Source organism: Microbacterium sp. A94 (assembly GCF_051842855.1).
GTDB lineage: Bacteria > Actinomycetota > Actinomycetes > Actinomycetales > Microbacteriaceae > Microbacterium.
Window position 1 is genome coordinate 181,853 of the sequence record NZ_JBPXMU010000006.1, and the last position, 17,581, is coordinate 199,433.

The 17,581-nt window shown below is 64.6% G+C and carries 17 protein-coding genes; all 17 read left to right on the plus strand.

Features of this window, described 5'->3' with window-relative positions; translation table 11 throughout:
• Window positions 1–128 precede the first annotated feature (128 nt).
• Window positions 129–9,008, plus strand: a complete 8,880-nt coding sequence (locus ACSU1L_RS15100) for a DUF5979 domain-containing protein (RefSeq protein WP_439256348.1) — start codon at window positions 129–131, stop codon at window positions 9,006–9,008.
• A gap of 818 nt (window positions 9,009–9,826) precedes the next feature.
• Window positions 9,827–10,135 carry a 30S ribosomal protein S10 gene (gene rpsJ / locus ACSU1L_RS15105; RefSeq protein ID WP_017201594.1) on the plus strand — a complete coding sequence of 103 codons (309 nt, stop codon included), beginning with the start codon at window positions 9,827–9,829 and terminating at the stop codon, window positions 10,133–10,135.
• 8 nt (window positions 10,136–10,143) lie between these two features.
• Window positions 10,144–10,803, plus strand: coding sequence for a 50S ribosomal protein L3 (rplC, locus tag ACSU1L_RS15110; protein WP_438255817.1), 660 nt, complete (start codon window positions 10,144–10,146; stop codon window positions 10,801–10,803).
• Window positions 10,804–10,805: 2 nt separating this feature from the next.
• On the plus strand, window positions 10,806–11,468 hold the full coding sequence (gene rplD / locus ACSU1L_RS15115; protein ID WP_438255816.1) for a 50S ribosomal protein L4: 663 nt from the start codon (window positions 10,806–10,808) through the stop codon (window positions 11,466–11,468).
• Window positions 11,465–11,788: a 50S ribosomal protein L23 gene (gene rplW, locus ACSU1L_RS15120; RefSeq protein WP_438255815.1), complete on the plus strand. Its 324-nt coding sequence runs from the start codon at window positions 11,465–11,467 to the stop codon at window positions 11,786–11,788. Before rplD ends, rplW begins: the two co-directional genes overlap by 4 nt.
• A 20-nt stretch (window positions 11,789–11,808) precedes the next feature.
• Window positions 11,809–12,648 carry a 50S ribosomal protein L2 gene (gene rplB / locus ACSU1L_RS15125; RefSeq protein ID WP_438255814.1) on the plus strand — a complete coding sequence of 280 codons (840 nt, stop codon included), beginning with the start codon at window positions 11,809–11,811 and terminating at the stop codon, window positions 12,646–12,648.
• Window positions 12,649–12,660: 12 nt separating this feature from the next.
• Window positions 12,661–12,942 carry a 30S ribosomal protein S19 gene (gene rpsS, locus ACSU1L_RS15130; RefSeq protein WP_248148510.1) on the plus strand — a complete coding sequence of 94 codons (282 nt, stop codon included), beginning with the start codon at window positions 12,661–12,663 and terminating at the stop codon, window positions 12,940–12,942.
• 25 nt (window positions 12,943–12,967) lie between these two features.
• A complete protein-coding gene (gene rplV / locus ACSU1L_RS15135) occupies window positions 12,968–13,366 on the plus strand; it encodes a 50S ribosomal protein L22 (RefSeq protein WP_438255813.1) in 399 nt (132 codons plus the stop codon).
• Window positions 13,366–14,124: a 30S ribosomal protein S3 gene (gene rpsC, locus ACSU1L_RS15140; RefSeq protein ID WP_438255812.1), complete on the plus strand. Its 759-nt coding sequence runs from the start codon at window positions 13,366–13,368 to the stop codon at window positions 14,122–14,124. The genes rplV and rpsC overlap by 1 nt, the downstream gene beginning before the upstream one ends.
• On the plus strand, window positions 14,124–14,543 hold the full coding sequence (gene rplP, locus ACSU1L_RS15145) for a 50S ribosomal protein L16 (RefSeq protein WP_438255811.1): 420 nt from the start codon (window positions 14,124–14,126) through the stop codon (window positions 14,541–14,543). Before rpsC ends, rplP begins: the two co-directional genes overlap by 1 nt.
• Window positions 14,543–14,860: a 50S ribosomal protein L29 gene (gene rpmC / locus ACSU1L_RS15150; RefSeq protein WP_147037971.1), complete on the plus strand. Its 318-nt coding sequence runs from the start codon at window positions 14,543–14,545 to the stop codon at window positions 14,858–14,860. Before rplP ends, rpmC begins: the two co-directional genes overlap by 1 nt.
• Entirely contained in the window at window positions 14,860–15,168 is a 309-nt protein-coding gene (gene rpsQ / locus ACSU1L_RS15155) for a 30S ribosomal protein S17 (protein ID WP_438255810.1), read from the plus strand. Before rpmC ends, rpsQ begins: the two co-directional genes overlap by 1 nt.
• 27 nt (window positions 15,169–15,195) lie before the next feature.
• Window positions 15,196–15,564 (plus strand): 50S ribosomal protein L14, encoded by a 369-nt coding sequence (gene rplN / locus ACSU1L_RS15160; RefSeq protein WP_438255809.1) that lies wholly within the window; start codon window positions 15,196–15,198, stop codon window positions 15,562–15,564.
• A 2-nt stretch (window positions 15,565–15,566) separates the two neighbouring features.
• Entirely contained in the window at window positions 15,567–15,926 is a 360-nt protein-coding gene (gene rplX, locus ACSU1L_RS15165; RefSeq protein WP_438255808.1) for a 50S ribosomal protein L24, read from the plus strand.
• Window positions 15,926–16,516 (plus strand): 50S ribosomal protein L5, encoded by a 591-nt coding sequence (gene rplE / locus ACSU1L_RS15170; RefSeq protein WP_438255807.1) that lies wholly within the window; start codon window positions 15,926–15,928, stop codon window positions 16,514–16,516. The genes rplX and rplE overlap by 1 nt, the downstream gene beginning before the upstream one ends.
• A 123-nt stretch (window positions 16,517–16,639) precedes the next feature.
• Complete coding sequence (rpsH, locus tag ACSU1L_RS15175) at window positions 16,640–17,038, plus strand: 30S ribosomal protein S8 (RefSeq protein ID WP_438255806.1); 399 nt, start codon at window positions 16,640–16,642, stop codon at window positions 17,036–17,038.
• A 6-nt stretch (window positions 17,039–17,044) separates the two neighbouring features.
• Window positions 17,045–17,581: a 50S ribosomal protein L6 gene (gene rplF, locus ACSU1L_RS15180; protein ID WP_438255805.1), complete on the plus strand. Its 537-nt coding sequence runs from the start codon at window positions 17,045–17,047 to the stop codon at window positions 17,579–17,581.

The window sequence follows — 17,581 nt, forward strand, 5'->3', positions numbered from 1 at the left end:
TTGATACCGCAACGCGTATATGCCATTGTGGGAATAGTTGGGGGCGACGCCGATCTGGCAAGCGTCGTGTTTATTGAGGTCACACTGGGGTGTCTCGTTGAGCCGGGACATCTGAGGAACATCTGAATATGCGCGCGCGCACGCAAAAAATCCGTTCGATCTGGGCCGGACTTCTGACGGTGGTGCTGGCAGTGGCTGGCCTCGTCTTCGTCCCGCAAGCGGCAGTAGCTGCAGAAGGCGATCCGCAATACCTCACGGTGACGAAGAACGTCCAGCCGGCGCAGGTGTCTCCCGGACAGCCCTTCACCTACACGATCACGGTGAACTGCGCCGAGGCATCCTGCCTCAACGCCACGCTCGACGACGCCCTCCCGGCAGAGCTCGCCGGATACGCGGTGCAGAATGTCACCTACGCGCCGAGTGCCGTGGCCGTGCCCCGCCAGATCGAGTGGACCACCGACGGAACCCCGAGTGCAACGCACCCGAACACCCTCACCGCAGACACCGCGCTGCACGTCGACTTCACCGGCGCGGTCACCTCTCCGGCCGGCGCCGGCCTCGAAGAGGGCGTGACCTTCAGCGTCACCATCACGCTGCAGACTCCCGACGATCTGAAGCCGGGCGAACAGAGCATCACGAACACGGCCAACACCGCCGCAGACAACTCGTCGCCCGACAGCGACAACGCCACCATCGTCGTCATCACGCCCGAGATCATCGACGTGGCGACAAGCAAAGCCTGGTCGCCGACGCCGCAGAGCTTCAGCCCCGGCGCCACCTCGACGATTGACCTCAGCGTCACGAACACATCCAACGGTCCGGTCGAGAAGCTCACCATTCAGGAACCGCAGACTGCGGCCGACGGAGCCACCGCCCTCGACGCCAGCAACCCCTTCACCATCACCGACCTCACCGGCTTCGGCGACACCACCCTGCCGGCCGGCGCCCAGGCAGTTCAGCTGGACCTCTACCTGAAGCAGGCCGACGGCACATGGCAGTGGGTTCCGGGCCCTCCATCTGATGCGATTGCTCTTCCGGATGGCATCAACCCCGCCGACGTCGGCGGCGTCCGCGTGACCTACACCGGCGAAGCAATCGAAGAGGGTGCCGCAGGCGCCCTTGCACTCAACCTGGCCCAGCGCGAAACCCAGCGCGAAACTGACGCAGACCTGTCGGTCGCCGTGCAGACCGTCGACAACGTCGTAGCGGCAACCGCTTCGGTCGAGGGCCGCGACCCCGTCACGGCAACGGCCAATGCGTCATATGAAGTCATCCCCGCAGAGATCGCCGCGGCAACGGTGAAGAGCATCAGTCCGTCGCGCATCGCAGCCGGCGACTCAGCCGCCGCCCGCATCGTCGGCACGAACACCTCTGACGTCGGTGTGAACGAACTGCGAGTGGCGGACCTCGACTACTTCGACGAGAACATCACCTTCGCCGGCTTTACCGCCGCCCCGACCCGGCCGGTCGCCGCGACCGCCGGAACGCTGATCTACCACCCGCTCGACGGTGGTGACCCCATCGAGATCGCTCTCGTCGACGGCGAGATCCCCGCGCTGCCCGGCGTGCTCATCTCCGGCTTCGAGATCGTGTTCACGGCCGAAGACGGCGGCATCACCCCCGGCACGAACACCGCCATCGACTTCACGATCGACACCGCAGAAGCTGCGATCGCTGAGGGTGCCGAGTCGCGGACAACCACGAACACCGCGACCACCACCGTCGTCGCGCAGAACGGCGTTGAAGCGACCAACGATGACCCCGCCACGCTGGATCTGCTCAAGCCCGCGATCGACGTCACCCTCACGAAGACTGTCCGCCCGGGCTCAGCAGTGCAGCCCGGCGAAACCGTCGTCACACAACTGACCTCGAACCTGAAGACCACGTCTGACTACATCACCGCGACGCAGATCGTCGTCGAAGACGCGTGGACCGAAGCCGGTGGCTTCTGGGACGCCTTCAACCTCGACGCCATCGCCCCCACCCAGGTGCCCGGCGGAGCCGGCCTCACCATCCAGGTGCGCGACGCTGACGGCGCCTGGATCGACCTCACGGTCTTCCCCGCGGAGGAAGGCCCGCAGCTGGTCGCCCTGAACAACGCTGAGATCCAGGCGCTGCTGCCGGCTGGCGACGCGACCGATGACCTCACCGGCATCCGCTTCGTCTTCGACAACCCGACCGGCTTCGCCTCAGACACGACGGTAACGCCGTACGTGGTCTCCGAAGCACGTGACGAACTGCGCTCCGACCCCGCCGAGCACACCACCCCGGGAACCGATCAACCGGTGAAGTACGAGAACTCGGCGACGACCACCGGAACGGGCGAAACCGAAAGCGGCACGCCGCTCGAAGATGAAACCGTCGACACCGGTGAAGCCACCATCATCACCCACGCTGGTACCGGTGTTCTCGGCATCGACAAGCACTGGGATCAGCCGACCGTCGCAGCTCAGTCGGGCCAGACGCGCAGCACGACCCTGAGCTGGCGTGTGGGAACCGGGTATGAGGAAGTCGTGATCACCGACTCCGCCCCGGCGACCGAACTCGGCGCTCCGCAGAACCCGGCCGAAACCGTCTTTGACTCGTTCAACCTCACGCGCGTCAACGTCATTAACGCGAGCAACCAGCCGTACACGAACGGCTGGTACCTGCGTTACGACGTCATCACTGCTGTCGAGCTGTACATCGACGGTGCCTGGGTCGCTATGCCGGCCCCCGCCGCCGGTTGGATCCAGAACGGCGCCTTCGTCGGCTACGCGCTGACGGCAGACCAACAGGCCGGGGCCACCGGTGTGCGCATCCTGCTGGAAGAGAACACTCCGGCACGAGAAGCAGCCGCTGAAAACGGCCCGAACCTCGACCCCTACGCACCCGCGCCCGGCAGCGGCGTCGCCACGAGCAGTGCGCCGCGTCAGTTCAACCTGAGCTGGCAGATTCGCGACAAGAAGCGCTCCGACGACACCTGGGTGACCGAGGGCGCGCTCTACAACACCGCAGATGCTGGTGTCGTAGACAACACCGTCCGCATCGATGGCACGCCCAACGACGGCGGTGCGGTCGTGAGTGACACCGACAACGACACCATCCTCATCACGAACCCGGGCCCGGGCGTCCGCGTCAACAAGACCGTCAGCGATGCCGGCCCGCTGTACGTGCCGATGGAAGGCACGGATGCCGCGAGCTACCCGACCACGACATTCACGCTGAAGGCGCACAACAACTCCGTCTCGAAGGCTTCGTACGTTCGGGTGACCGATCCTGCGACCTGCGTTGACGGTGACCCGGTCGCCGACTGCCAGACTGCAGCAACCGTGGCCGGCGCTGTGGGAGACCCATTCACCGCTGACGTCGAGTGGCTGACCGCCTCCGGTCAGGGCAACCCGTTCGAGCGGTTCGACCTCAAGAACGTCACGATCTCTGCCAACATTTCGGCACAGGTCGATCTGGCCGCTTCCACCGTGTGGCTGCTTCGCTACGAGAACGGCGAATACACCTCGACGCCGACCACCGCTTCGGTTGTCAACGCCGCGTCGGCAGAGGATCTGGCATCCGTCGTCGGCATCAGCGTCACGTTCCAGGGAACGGACCCGGCAAACACGGGCGGCACGATCACCGCGGCCAACGGGCTGAATGTCGTGCTCGAGACCCAGCTGCGCACCACGCTGCGCAGCACCGGCGTACCGCAGGTCGTCCCCGCGAACGAGAAGGTCGACGTGAGCAACCGCGTCTTCGCGCAGTCGTATGACCCGATTCTTGCTGACGGGACCGGCACCGGAGCCAACGACGACGTCTCCGTCGTCCTCACCGGTGGCGACATCAACGTCGGCCCCACGAAGACCATCGCTCCCGAGGCGATCACCGAGCCCACGCGCCATGACCCCGTCACCGTGACGATCGGTGCGAACCAGGGCATCAACCCGGTGAGCACCCTTCCGGCTAAGGAAGTGCGGCTGACCGACGACCTCGAGAGCTCACCCGAGTTCTGGAACAGCTTCGACTTCACCGGGCTCGGCGCGATCGCAGCACCCGGCGGCTCCGACCAGGTGGTCGTCGCCGTCTACGGACCGTTCGGAGCAGACGGCGAGATGGCGTGGGCAGAGTCCGCGCCCACCCCGATCGCGGAAGCCGCGGTTCCCGTTGATGTCGCGCAGTACGGCGACATCCAGGGCATCCACCTGGAGTTCTCCCGTGCCGATGGCGCGTTCTTCTCCACCGCGTTCCCCGCGCCGGCGTGGAGCACGACCACTGCATTCACCGTGCAGCTGCGCGACACGTTCCGCGACAGCGGCGATGAGATCGACCTCACCGACCAGCACACCGTGAACAACGAAGTCATCGTCGTCGCCGATCGACTCAACGGTGAAGCATCCCAGGCGAAGGCGAGCGCAGCGTTCGTCGAGATGGGCCCGGGATCCTTCCAGATCGACGTGCACAAGCAGGTCAACGACGGCACCTCGCGTGTCGCGACCCCCGGCGCGCCGCTGTCGTGGGATCTGATCTTCACGAACACCGGAACCGGCTACCTCTCCATCACCGAGCTGCGCGACAAGCTGCCGGCGCACCTCGTGTACCTCGGCGAGGACCCGGTCTACACGCCCGACCCCGACGGACTGCTCCCGGCACCGGAGAGCATGGACATCGAGACTGTCGCCGACGGTGGCACCGAATACGAGAACCTCGTCTTCACGTGGGCCGAAGGCGCGCAGATGCTGCCCGGTGAGAGCTTCACCATGCGCATCATGCTCGAACTGCAGCCAGGACTACTCACCGGCGAGCGTGCCACGAACGAGATGACCGTTTCGACCATCGAAACCCTCACGCAGTGCACCGACGTCAGAAACCCCAGCGCTCTCACCGACGCCTGGGCAAACGACGAAACCACCTGCGGCACGACCGAGTATGTGCAGCCGGCGAACGCCCCGAACCTGTACGTCGTCAAGGGCGTGCGCGGCGAGCGCGACGGGGCTATCAACCCGAACAACCCCGACGCCATCTGCCAGCAGAACCTCGTCGCAACCGGCGGTGCGTACTACCGCACGCCGTGCGCGGCCAACAGCCAGATCGGCGGAACCGACGACTGGGTGCTGCGCGCGCAGAACGGCGGCACGATTCCGCTCCAGGAACTGGTGCTGTTCGATCAGCTTCCGGTCGCCGGCGACGGCTACCTGCTCTCGGGTGCCTCGCGCGGCTCGGTCTACCGCCCGCAGATGCTCGACACGCTGAACCTCGTGGCACCGGAAGGCACCACCACCGACGTACAGGTGACGTTCTCACCGGGCGTCTGCGTGGGCACCTACGGCGACCTCGAGAACCAGGAGCCCTGTGCGCAGAACGGTGAGGGCTGGGTCTCGGCCGGCGCCATCGCCGACGCCGATTGGGCCAACGTCTCAGGTGTGCGCATCTACCTGGACTTCGGCACGACAGCCTCCGGCTACCTGAACCCGGGCGAGTTTGTCGACGTCACCTACAGCTCCACGAACGTCGTCGCCTCCGACGCGAACCCGAGCGGCGCTTCGGCCGCAGTGCCGGGAACCGACTCCTTCGCCTGGAACCAGTTCGGCGCAAAGTTCCTCTTCCGGGACAGCTCGAGCTATGTGAAGAGCGCTCCGGCTCGCGTCGGCGTGCACCTCATCTTCGGATCGATTGAGGTCTCGAAGGAGATCACCGGTGACGCGGCCGGCTACGCCCCGGAGGAGTTCCTCTTCGACGTGGTCTGCTCGATCCAGGGGGTGACGCTCGATCTGGGCGAGCACGCCGTGGTTGAGCTGAACTCCGCGAACGCGTACACGCAGCGCATCGACGGCATCCCATTCGGAGCATCCTGCGATGTCACCGAGCAGGGCGTCGTCGGCGAATTCGGCGAGACCGCCCGTTATGGTTCCCCGGTGACCCTCGTGGTCGCTCTGGAGAACTCTGAGGGTGCCATTCCTGAAGACCAGATTGCGGTCATCGAGAACGAGTACGCGTACTCGGGCCTGTCGGTCACCAAGACCGTCGACACCGACGCGAGCGAGGGCGAGTTCGGTCCGTTCGATTTCACCCTCACCTGCACGAGCGCAACCGGTATTCCGGTGACGTTCGCCGACGGTGCGACAGCTATCGAGTTCACGCTGGAAGACGGCGAGACCTTCACCGCTGCGGAGAACTTCATCCCGGCGCGTGCGACGTGCGTGATCACCGAGGTCGACAGTGCGGATGCTGATGGCATCGTCGTCGTGGGCGACAACGTCACCGACAACGGCGACGGCAGCGCTTCGGTGCTCGTCGGCGTCACACCGGCTGAGGTCGAATTCACCAACGGCTTCGACTCCGGCACGCTCACGGTGAACAAGGTCGTCGATGGCGAAGGTGCAGCGCTCTACGGCGCCGGACCCTTCGACTTCACCGCCGTGTGCACCTACCGCGGGCAGACGCTGCTCGACGTCGCATTCAGCCTCGACGCGAACGCGAACCGCACCTTCGGCGTCTACCCGACCGGCACGAACTGTGTCGTCGCAGAGACGGCCACCGGCGGCGCGACCAGCACGGCGATCGACCCGGCAGACGGCATCGTCGTGATCAGCGACGAACCGGATGCCGCGGCCGCCGTCACGGCGACCAACACCTTCGACCTCACCTCCATCGAGGTCACGAAGGCGATCACGGGAGCCGCGGCAGCCTACGCCGCCGACGAGTTCCTCGTCGACGTAGTCTGCTCGGTGCGCGGCATCACTGTCGCCCTCGGCGAGAACGCGGTCGTCGAACTCAACTCGGCGAACGGGTTCACCCAGCGCATCGACGGCATCCCGCACGGCGCGTCCTGTGACGTGACCGAACAGGGCGCCATCGGCGAGTACGGCGAGACCGGGCGCACCGGATCGCCGTCGATCATCGACGCGGCCACCGTGGTGGCAATCGATGAAGGCGTTCCCGCCGAGCAGACGGCGACGCTGACGAACGACTACACCTTCGCCGGTCTGTCGGTCACCAAGCGCGTCGCGACGGATGCTGATGTGACGTTCGGTCCGTTCGACTTCACCCTCACCTGCACGAGCCGCACCGGCATCCCGGTGACGTTCGACGGTGACGTGACCGAGCTGGCCTTCACGCTGGAAGCCGACGCGGAGTTCACCGCTCCCGAGGGCACCATCCCCGCCTACGCGACCTGCCTCATCTCTGAGGTCGACAGCGCAGCAGCAGATGACATCGTCATCGTCGGCGACAACGTCACCGACCTCGGTGACGGCACCGCTCGCGTCGAGGTCGGAACGACCGAAGCATCCATCGAGTACACGAACAGCTTCGATGCCGGTGTGCTCACCGTCGCGAAGGTGGTCGACGGTGCCGGTGCCGAGCTCTGGGGAGCAGGCCCCTTCGAGTTCAGCGCGGTCTGCACCTACCGTGGCCAGACGCTGTTGGATGAGATCTTCGTTCTCGACGCCAACGCGCAGCGCACCTTCGGCACCTATCCCGCCGGCACCGAGTGCGCCGTCGAGGAGACCGAGGCCGCAGGCGCCACCACGACCGTGCTTGAACCGACCGATGGAATCGTCGAACTCGTTGCCGGGGCATCCGCTTCGGCGACGGTGACCGCGACGAACACCTTCGCACTGACCTCGATCGAGGTCGGCAAGACCATCACCGGGGAAGCGACCGACTACGCGGCAGGGGAGTTCCTCGTCGACGTGGTCTGCACGGTCGGCGGAGTGGGTGTACCGCTCGGCGCGAACCGCGTCGCCGTGCTCCACGCCGCGAACGACTACACGCAGCGCATCGGCGGCATCCCCACCGGTGCCGTGTGTGATGTCACCGAGCAGGGCGCCGTCGGAGACTTCGGCGAAACCAGTCGCCCCGCCTCGACGACCGTCCTCGCAGCCAGTGCCGTGGTCGACGCGGACGAGGAGATGCCCGCCGAGCAGACCGCCGAGGTCATCAACGACTACGCGTTCTCCGGTCTGTCGATCACCAAGCGCGTCTCGACCGATGCTGAGGGCGAGTTCGGACCGTTCGACTTCACCCTCACCTGCACGAGCGCAACCGGCATCCCGGTCACGTTCGGGGCAGACGGGACCTCGCTCGAGTTCACCCTCGAGTCCGACGGAACCTTCACCGTTCCCGAGAACACGATCCCGGCCCGCGCCGACTGCCTCGTCACTGAGGTGGGCAGCAACGCCTCGAGCATCGTCGTGACCGGCGACAACGTCACCGACAACGGCGACGGCAGTGCCGTAGTTGCTGTGGGCGTCGAAGCATCCGCGATCGAATTCACCAACGGTTACGACGCCGGTGTGCTCACCGTCTCGAAGATCATCGACGGGGAAGGCGCCAACCTGTACGGGCAGGGCTCCTTCGACTTCACCGCCGTATGCACCTACGAGGGGGACACGCTGCTGGATGCATCGTTCTCACTCGCCGGTGGGGACAGCCGCTCGTTCGGGCCGTACCCGACGAACACCTCTTGCATCGTCGAGGAGACCGAAGCCGGCGGAGCCACCAGCACCGTGCTCGATCCGAGCGACGGCACCGTCGTGATCGGTGCCGACTCCGGCGCCGCCGTCACCGCCACCAACACCTTCGACGTCGCCGCCATCACGGTGACCAAGACCGTGACCGGTGACCTGGATGTCGAAGGGGCACACGGTGTGTTCCTCGTCGAGCTGCAGTGCACCGTGGACGGTGCACAGATCGAGATCCCCGGTGGCACGGTGCGCGAGCTGCGCGTCGAAGGCGGCTACACTGCCGTGTTCGGCGACCTGCCCGAGGGTGCGGACTGCCGCATCGTCGAGACGGATGCCGGAGGAGCAGTCAAGACGACCATCGCCGTCGCCGGAGTCGTCACCGCCGGAACAGCGGCTGATGTCACGGCCGCAGGCGCCGTCGAGGTCGAGATCACGAACGAGTTCGTGAAGCTGCTGCCGGCTACCGGTCTGGGAATGGCCGGAACACTGTGGCTCGTCGTGGCGCTGCTGTTCGGCGCAGGCATCGTGTTCCTGCTGCTGCACTGGCGTCGCCGCCGCATCGAGGCGTAACGCAATAGTGAGACGGGGTGGATGCGAAATACTCGCATCCACCCCGTCTTGCGTCTAGGCTGAACTCAGCCGCCTGGGGATCTTGCGGCCGGGTTCGTCGGAGGGGTCTGACGAACTGCACTGCACGACTGGGGTCGTGCTGAATACTGGGGAAATCGATTTGGGGATCATCGTGCACTGTGCGCCTATCCGGCGCCCGTGCTTCGTCCCGCCCGCGCGGCGGTTCATCCGTCGCGCCTTCGACGAGGCCCCGGGCGTCCCTTCACGCCCGGGTCCTCGTGTTCGGCGCGCCCCCTCGCGCTGAGCACGCTCCCCAAAGTAGGGCGAGGCATGGGGATGCCTCGCCCTACCGATTTTCTGGGAGGTGCCTGGGGCGGTGTTCTGCGTCGAGGCCCGGGGGCGTCGCCGAGGCCCTGGGATAGATGCGCAAATAGCGCGGGGCGTGGGCGGAAAGTGAGGGCGTGGGTGGCGCGGAATGACGCGGCGGGGGAGCGCGACACGCCCGGGTTTGCGTAAGTGAAATCCGGCATGGCAGAATAGACAGGTTCCACATTCCGGTGGTGCACTATGCGTGTTCACCGGATCACCATCATGGCAGTGCATAGGCGGCGTCATCTCCCCGGAGACGGATGCAGGGTCCTAGGCCGCAGATGGCAGAACAGCAGCCACCTCCTTACGGAGGCTCTGCCGTGGGTCGAAAGGCCTGCGGAATGACAGAAGAACAGTGGTGCCCGGCGCGAACAGCGCCATGGTGCGTCCAATGCCCCTGATTCACCCGAGTCAGGTCGGTAAGACGCTTATAGAGAGATGAGCAGACAATGGCGGGACAGAAGATCCGCATTCGCCTGAAGTCGTATGACCATGAGGTCATCGACACGTCGGCGCGCAAAATCGTCGACACCGTGACCCGCGCGGGCGCGACTGTCGTCGGCCCCGTGCCGCTGCCGACCGAGAAGAACGTCGTGTGCGTTATCCGGTCGCCGCACAAGTACAAGGACAGCCGTGAGCACTTCGAGATGCGCACGCACAAGCGTCTGATCGACATCGTCGACCCGACGCCGAAGGCAGTCGACTCGCTGATGCGTCTCGACCTTCCGGCTGACGTCAACATCGAGATCAAGCTCTGAGGCTCGGCATGGTTGACATCAACGCAAAGATTTCCAAGGGACTGCTGGGCACCAAGCTCGGCATGACCCAGGTGTGGGACGCGGACGGCAAGTTCGTCCCCGTCACCGTCATCGAGCTGGCACCCAACGTGGTCACTCAGATCCGTACCCCCGAGAAGGACGGCTACAACGCCGTTCAGATCGCGGCCGGTCAGATCGACCCCCGCAAGGTGAACAAGCCCCTCTCGGCTCACTTCGAGGCTGCCGGCGTTACGCCGCGTCGCCACGTCACCGAGATCCGCACGGCGGATGCTTCTGACTACTCGCTTGGTCAGGAACTCACGGTTGACGGTCTGTTCGAAGCAGGCCAGCTGGTCGACGTTGTCGGCACCAGCAAGGGCAAGGGCTTCGCCGGTGTCATGAAGCGTCACAACTTCAAGGGCGCCCCGGCATCGCACGGTGCACACCGTAACCACCGCAAGCCCGGCTCCATCGGCGCATCGTCGACTCCGAGCCGCGTTTTCAAGGGCATGCGCATGGCCGGCCGTATGGGTGGCGAGCGCGTAACCGTCCTGAACCTCAAGGTGCACGCCATCGACATCGAGAAGGGACTCATGCTCGTCAAGGGCGCCGTCCCCGGTGCTCGCGGCCGCATCGTTTACGTCCGCAACGCAGTGAAGGGTGCCTGATCATGGCTGACTCGACTCTCGCGCTCGACGTTCTGAAGGCCGACGGCAAGAAGGCTGGCTCCATCGAGCTGCCCGCCGCGCTCTTCGACGTCAAGACGAACATTCCGCTGATCCACCAGGTCGTCGTCGCACAGCTCGCCGCGGCACGCCAGGGCACGCACTCCACGAAGACTCGTGGCGCTGTGTCCGGTTCGGGTTCCAAGCCCTTCAAGCAGAAGGGCACTGGTAACGCACGCCAGGGCTCGATCCGCATGCCGCAGCACCGCGGCGGTGGCACGGTCCACGGCCCGCAGCCGCGTGACTACTCGCAGCGCACCCCCAAGAAGATGATCGCCGCCGCCCTCCTGGGCGCGCTCAGCGACCGCTTCCGTGGTGAGCGCCTGCACGCCATCGAGTCGTTCGGCATCGACGGAGCACCTTCCACGAAGACCGCCGCGAAGTTCCTCGCGACCGTTGCTTCGTCGAAGAACGTTCTCGTCGTCACCGAGCGCAACGACGAGGTGACCACCAAGAGCATCCGGAACCTTCCGAACCTCCACGTGATCAGCTTCGACCAGCTCAACGCGTACGACGTCATCGTCTCTGACGACATCGTCTTCACCCAGGCCGCACTCGAGGGCTTCATCGCCTCGAAGACCGGCGCAACCGAGGAGGTCTCGGCATGACCGAGCAGTCAGGCGCCCTCCAGTCGGCGTTCAACAAGGACCCCCGCGACATCATCCTGAAGCCGGTCGTCTCTGAGAAGAGCTACTCGCTGATCGACGAAGGCAAGTACACCTTCCTCGTCGACCCGCGTGCTACGAAGACCGAGATCAAGCTCGCCATCGAGAAGATCTTCAGCGTCAAGGTTGCAGGCGTCAACACGATCAACCGCGTCGGCAAGGCCCGTCGCACCCGCTTCGGCACGGGAAAGCGCAAGGACACCAAGCGCGCCATCGTGACCCTGAAGTCGGGCACCATCGACATCTTCACGGCAATCGGCTGATCCGGGGGATAAGGACAATAATGGCTATTCGCAAGTACAAGCCCACGACCCCGGGTCGCCGCGGCTCGTCGGTGGCTGACTTCGCTGAGATCACACGATCGACGCCGGAGAAGTCACTGCTGCGCCCGCTGAGCAAGACCGGTGGACGTAACAACCAGGGCCGCATCACGACCCGTCACATCGGTGGTGGCCACAAGCGCCAGTACCGTGTCATCGACTTCCGTCGTAATGACAAGGACGGCATCAACGCCAAGGTCGCTCACATCGAGTACGACCCCAACCGCACCGCACGCATCGCGCTGCTTCACTACTTCGACGGCGAGAAGCGTTACATCATCGCCCCGAACAAGCTGAACCAGGGCGACGTCGTCGAGTCGGGTGCTGGCGCTGACATCAAGCCCGGCAACAACCTGCCCCTCAAGAACATCCCGACCGGTACGGTGATCCACGCGATCGAACTCCGTCCCGGTGGCGGTGCCAAGATGGCTCGTTCTGCCGGTGCATCCGTTCGTCTCGTCGCCAAGGACGGCCCCTACGCGCAGCTCCGTCTGCCGTCGGGCGAAATCCGCAACGTCGACGCACGCTGCCGCGCCACGATCGGCGAGGTCGGCAACGCCGAGCAGTCGAACATCAACTGGGGCAAGGCCGGCCGTAACCGCTGGAAGGGCATCCGCCCGACCGTCCGCGGTGTCGCCATGAACCCTGTCGATCACCCGCACGGTGGTGGTGAGGGTAAGACCTCCGGTGGTCGTCACCCTGTTTCCCCCTGGGGTCAGGCAGAGGGCCGTACCCGTCACGCCAACAAGGAAAGCGACAAGTACATCGTTCGTCGTCGCACCGCGTCTAAGAAGCGTAAGTAGGAGTAGAAGAAGATGCCACGGAGTCTCAAGAAGGGCCCCTTCGTCGACGAGCACCTGCTTCGCAAGGTCGTCGTGCAGAACGAAGCTGGTTCCAAGAACGTCATCAAGACCTGGTCACGCCGGTCCATGATCATCCCGGCCATGCTGGGGCACACGATCGCGGTCCACGACGGACGCAAGCACATTCCTGTGTTTGTTTCCGAGACCATGGTCGGCCACAAGCTGGGCGAGTTCGCGCCCACCCGCACCTTCCGCGGCCACGAGAAGGACGACAAGAAGGGCCGTCGCCGCTAAGGCGGTGGCGAAAGAGGAGAGAGAAATGGTGGAGTCCATCGCACGCGTGCGACACATCCGCGTGACCCCTCAGAAGGCTCGTCGTGTCGTCGCGCTCATCAAGGGCAAGCAGGCCCAGGAGGCCCTTGCGATCTTGAAGTTCGCAGCACAGGGTGCCAGTGAGCCGATCTACAAGCTTGTCGCGTCGGCCATGGCCAACGCTCAGGTGAAGGCGGATCGTGACGGCGAGTACCTCGACGAGCAGGACCTGTACGTAGCTAACGCATACGTTGACGAGGGTGCAACGCTCAAGCGTTTCCGCCCCCGTGCTCAGGGTCGCGCTTTCCAGATCAAGAAGCGCACGAGCCACATCACGGTCGTGCTCTCGACGCCTGAGGTCGCTGTTGCGGCCGAAGACGACAGCAAGAAGAAGGCGAGCAAGTAATGGGACAGAAGGTAAACCCGTACGGCTTCCGCCTCGGAATCACCACGGACCACGTGTCGCGTTGGTTCTCGGACTCGACGAAGCCGGGCCAGCGTTACGCCGACTACGTGGCCGAGGACATCAAGATCCGTAACCTGCTGAAGACTCAGCTGGACCGCGCCGGTGTCTCGAACATCGAGATCGAGCGCACCCGTGACCGCGTCCGCGTCGACATTCACACCGCCCGTCCGGGCATCGTGATCGGTCGTCGTGGCGCCGAGGCCGAGCGCATCCGCGGCGACCTCGAGAAGCTCACCGGCAAGCAGATCCAGCTGAACATCCTCGAGGTCAAGAACCCCGAGGCTGACGCTCAGCTCGTCGCACAGGGCATCGCCGAGCAGCTTTCTGCTCGTGTGGCGTTCCGCCGTGCGATGCGCAAGGGCCTCCAGGGCGCGCAGCGCGCTGGAGCCAAGGGCATCCGCATCCAGGTCTCCGGCCGCCTCGGCGGCGCCGAGATGAGCCGTTCGGAGTTCTACCGCGAAGGTCGTGTGCCGCTGCACACCCTGCGCGCGAACATCGACTACGGCTTCTACGAGGCAAAGACCACCTTCGGCCGCATCGGCGTGAAGGTCTGGATCTACAAGGGTGACCTCACCGCTAAGGAGCTTGCTCGCGAGCAGGCCAACGCGCCGAAGTCGCGCGGTCGTGACGACCGTGGCGGCGACCGTCGCCGTGCCCCGCGCAACGAGGCACCTGTCGCAGAAGGAGCGTCGGCATAATGCTCATCCCCCGTAAGGTCAAGTTCCGCAAGCAGCACCACCCGGGTCGCTCGGGTCACGCTACTGGTGGCACGAAGGTCTCCTTCGGTGATTTCGGCATCCAGGCACTGACCCCCGCGTACGTGACCAACCGTCAGATCGAGGCAGCTCGTATCGCGATGACGCGTCACATCAAGCGTGGTGGAAAGGTGTGGATCAACATCTACCCCGACCGTCCGCTCACGAAGAAGCCGGCCGAAACCCGCATGGGTTCCGGTAAGGGTTCGCCCGAGTGGTGGGTCTCAAACGTCAAGCCGGGCCGCGTCCTCTTCGAGGTCGGCGGCGTCAGTGAGGAACTCGCTCGCGAGGCACTCACCCGAGCAATTCACAAGCTGCCGCTTAAGGCACGCATCATCAAGCGCGAGGAGGGCGACGCGTAATGGCGATCGGCACCAAGGAGCTCGCCCCGGCAGAGCTCGATACGTTCGAAGACCAGCGCCTCGTTGAGGAGCTGCGTAAGGCCAAGGAGGAGCTGTTCAACCTCCGTTTCCAGTCGGCCACCGGCCAGCTGGAAAGCCACGGCCGCATTCGCGCCGTGAAGCGCGACATCGCGCGCCTGTACACCGTGATCCGCGAGCGCGAGCTGGGCATTCGTGCCACGCCCGCACCCGTCGAGGCCCCGGCCAAGAAGGCGTCCAAGTCGAAGGCGAAGAAGACCGAGGATGCTTCGGCTGACGCTGAAGGGAAGGCCGAGTAATGGCTACCAAGAAGGAAGCGGAAGCTCCCGTCTCGCACGATGTGCGTGACGAGAACGCTCGCGGATACCGCAAGACGCAGCGTGGCTACGTCGTCAGCGACAAGATGGACAAGACCATCGTCGTCGAGGTCGAAGACCGCGTGAAGCACGCCCTGTACGGCAAGGTCATCCGCCGCACGGAGAAGCGCAAGGTGCACGACGAGACAAACTCGGCGGGCATCGGCGACCTCGTTGTCATCAGCGAGACCCGCCCGCTCAGCGCCACGAAGCGCTGGCGTCTGGTCGAAATCGTCGAAAAGGCCAAGTAAGCCTCCGGCTTACTTCAAGGAGTAATAGTGATTCAGCAGGAATCCCGCCTCAAGGTCGCCGACAACACCGGCGCGAAGGAGCTGCTCACGATCCGCGTTCTCGGTGGCACAGGCCGTCGTTACGCAGGTCTGGGTGACACCATCGTCGCCACGGTCAAGGACGCGATCCCGGGCGGCAACGTCAAGAAGGGCGATGTCGTGAAAGCGGTCATCGTCCGCACCAAGAAGGAAGTTCGTCGTCCAGACGGCTCCTACATCAAGTTCGACGAGAATGCCGCCGTTCTCCTGAAGACGGACGGCGAGCCTCGCGGCACCCGTATCTTCGGACCGGTCGGTCGCGAGCTTCGTGACAAGAAGTTCATGAAGATCGTCTCGCTGGCGCCGGAGGTTATTTAATCATGGCGAAAATCAAGAAGGGTGACCTCGTTCAGGTCATCACGGGCCGTACGCAGGCCAAGGGCGGCGACCGTGGCAAGCAGGGCAAGGTCCTCGAGATCCTTGCTGAGCGCAACCGCGTCATCGTCGAAGGTGTGAACTACATCACCAAGCACACCCGCGTCGGCCAGACGCAGCGTGGCACCAAGACGGGCGGCATCGAGACTCTCGAAGCGCCCATCCACATCTCGAATGTCGCACTCGTCGACCCCGAGACCAAGAAGCCGACTCGCGTCGGTCACCGGGTCGAGGAGCAGACCAAGGACGGCGTCAAGCGCACCGTCCGTGTGCGGTACGCGAAGACGTCAGGTAAGGACCTCTGATGAGCACCGAGACTGCCGCGCCGGTTGGCAAAATCCAGCCGCGCCTGAAGCAGAAGTACAAGGCTGAAATCCTGCAGAAGATGCAGGAAGAGTTCGGCTACAAGAACGTGATGCAGATTCCTGGTCTGGTCAAGGTTGTCGTCAACACCGGTGTCGGTGAGGCAGCTCGCGACAGCAAGGTGATCGATGGTGCGGTCGCAGACCTCACCAAGATCACCGGCCAGAAGCCGATCGTCACGAAGGCCCGCAAGTCCATCGCGCAGTTCAAGCTGCGTGAAGGCCAGGCCATCGGCGCACACGTCACCCTCCGTGGCGACCGTGCGTGGGAGTTCATCGACCGTCTGGTTTCGCTGGCTCTGCCCCGTATCCGCGACTTCCGTGGGCTTTCGCCCAAGCAGTTCGACGGCAACGGCAACTACACGTTCGGTCTCCAGGAGCAGAGCGTGTTCCACGAGATCGATCAGGACAAGATCGACCGCGTTCGCGGTTTCGACATCACTGTTGTTACCACGGCGAAGACGGACGACGAGGGCCGCGCACTTCTGCGTCACCTCGGCTTCCCGTTCCAGTCGGAGGACGCAAAGGCGTAACACTTCGGACCCCCGTCTGTCAGGCGGGGGTCCTGTGTGCGCTTACAATTGAAGATTGCATCTCATAGCAGGTCGTCTGTCGCGTAACGGCAGCCGAAACCTCGTGAACAAAGGAAAAAACTCATGACAATGACAGACCCGGTCGCAGATATGCTGACCCGTCTGCGCAACGCGAACTCGGCACACCACGACTCCGTGTCACTGCCGTCGAGCAAGCTGAAGACGCACATCGCTCAGATCCTCCAGCAGGAGGGCTACATCTCGGGCTTCGAGATCACTGACGCACGCGTCGGCCAGAACCTCACCCTCACGCTGAAGTACGGCCCCAAGCGGGAGCGTTCGATCGCGGGCATCAAGCGCGTATCGAAGCCTGGACTGCGCGTTTACGCCAAGTCCACGGAGCTCCCCAAGGTCCTCGGTGGCCTCGGCGTTGCCATCCTGTCCACTTCCTCCGGTCTTCTTACCGACCGTCAGGCTGAGCAGAAGGGCGTGGGCGGAGAAGTTCTCGCCTACGTGTGGTAATTCGAAATGTCGCGTATTGGACGACTTCCCATCGAAATCCCCGCAGGCGTCACCGTTTCGGTTGACGGCAGCGTGGTTGCGGTGAAGGGCCCCAAGGGTGAACTCACCCTCCAGGTGGCCAGCCCCATCGAGGTCGCGGTTGAGGACAACCAGGTGGTTGTTGCTCGCCCCGACGACGAGCGCGAGTCGCGGTCGCTTCACGGCCTGACCCGCACGCTCATCAACAACAACATCCTCGGCGTCACCCAGGGTTACACCAAGGGCCTTGAGGTTGTCGGCACCGGTTACCGCGTGCAGCAGAAGGGCAGCTCGATTGAGTTTGCTCTCGGCTTCTCGCACCCGGTTCTGATCGACCCGCCCGCGGGCATCACCCTGACTGTGGAGGGCACCAACAAGCTCACCGTCAGTGGCATCGACAAGCAGGCTGTCGGCGAGGCAGCTGCGAACATCCGCAAGATCCGCAAGCCTGAGCCGTACAAGGGTAAGGGTGTCCGCTACGCGGGCGAGGTCGTGCGTCGCAAGGCCGGAAAGGCTGGTAAGTAA

Coding starts and splice junctions, on each gene's coding strand:
- ACSU1L_RS15100 (WP_439256348.1), top strand. CDS start 129: ATGCGCGCGCGCACGCAAAAAATCCGTTCGATCTGGGCCGGACTTCTG.
- rpsJ (WP_017201594.1), top strand. CDS start 9,827: ATGGCGGGACAGAAGATCCGCATTCGCCTGAAGTCGTATGACCATGAG.
- rplC (WP_438255817.1), top strand. CDS start 10,144: ATGGTTGACATCAACGCAAAGATTTCCAAGGGACTGCTGGGCACCAAG.
- rplD (WP_438255816.1), top strand. CDS start 10,806: ATGGCTGACTCGACTCTCGCGCTCGACGTTCTGAAGGCCGACGGCAAG.
- rplW (WP_438255815.1), top strand. CDS start 11,465: ATGACCGAGCAGTCAGGCGCCCTCCAGTCGGCGTTCAACAAGGACCCC.
- rplB (WP_438255814.1), top strand. CDS start 11,809: ATGGCTATTCGCAAGTACAAGCCCACGACCCCGGGTCGCCGCGGCTCG.
- rpsS (WP_248148510.1), top strand. CDS start 12,661: ATGCCACGGAGTCTCAAGAAGGGCCCCTTCGTCGACGAGCACCTGCTT.
- rplV (WP_438255813.1), top strand. CDS start 12,968: ATGGTGGAGTCCATCGCACGCGTGCGACACATCCGCGTGACCCCTCAG.
- rpsC (WP_438255812.1), top strand. CDS start 13,366: ATGGGACAGAAGGTAAACCCGTACGGCTTCCGCCTCGGAATCACCACG.
- rplP (WP_438255811.1), top strand. CDS start 14,124: ATGCTCATCCCCCGTAAGGTCAAGTTCCGCAAGCAGCACCACCCGGGT.
- rpmC (WP_147037971.1), top strand. CDS start 14,543: ATGGCGATCGGCACCAAGGAGCTCGCCCCGGCAGAGCTCGATACGTTC.
- rpsQ (WP_438255810.1), top strand. CDS start 14,860: ATGGCTACCAAGAAGGAAGCGGAAGCTCCCGTCTCGCACGATGTGCGT.
- rplX (WP_438255808.1), top strand. CDS start 15,567: ATGGCGAAAATCAAGAAGGGTGACCTCGTTCAGGTCATCACGGGCCGT.
- rplE (WP_438255807.1), top strand. CDS start 15,926: ATGAGCACCGAGACTGCCGCGCCGGTTGGCAAAATCCAGCCGCGCCTG.
- rpsH (WP_438255806.1), top strand. CDS start 16,640: ATGACAATGACAGACCCGGTCGCAGATATGCTGACCCGTCTGCGCAAC.
- rplF (WP_438255805.1), top strand. CDS start 17,045: ATGTCGCGTATTGGACGACTTCCCATCGAAATCCCCGCAGGCGTCACC.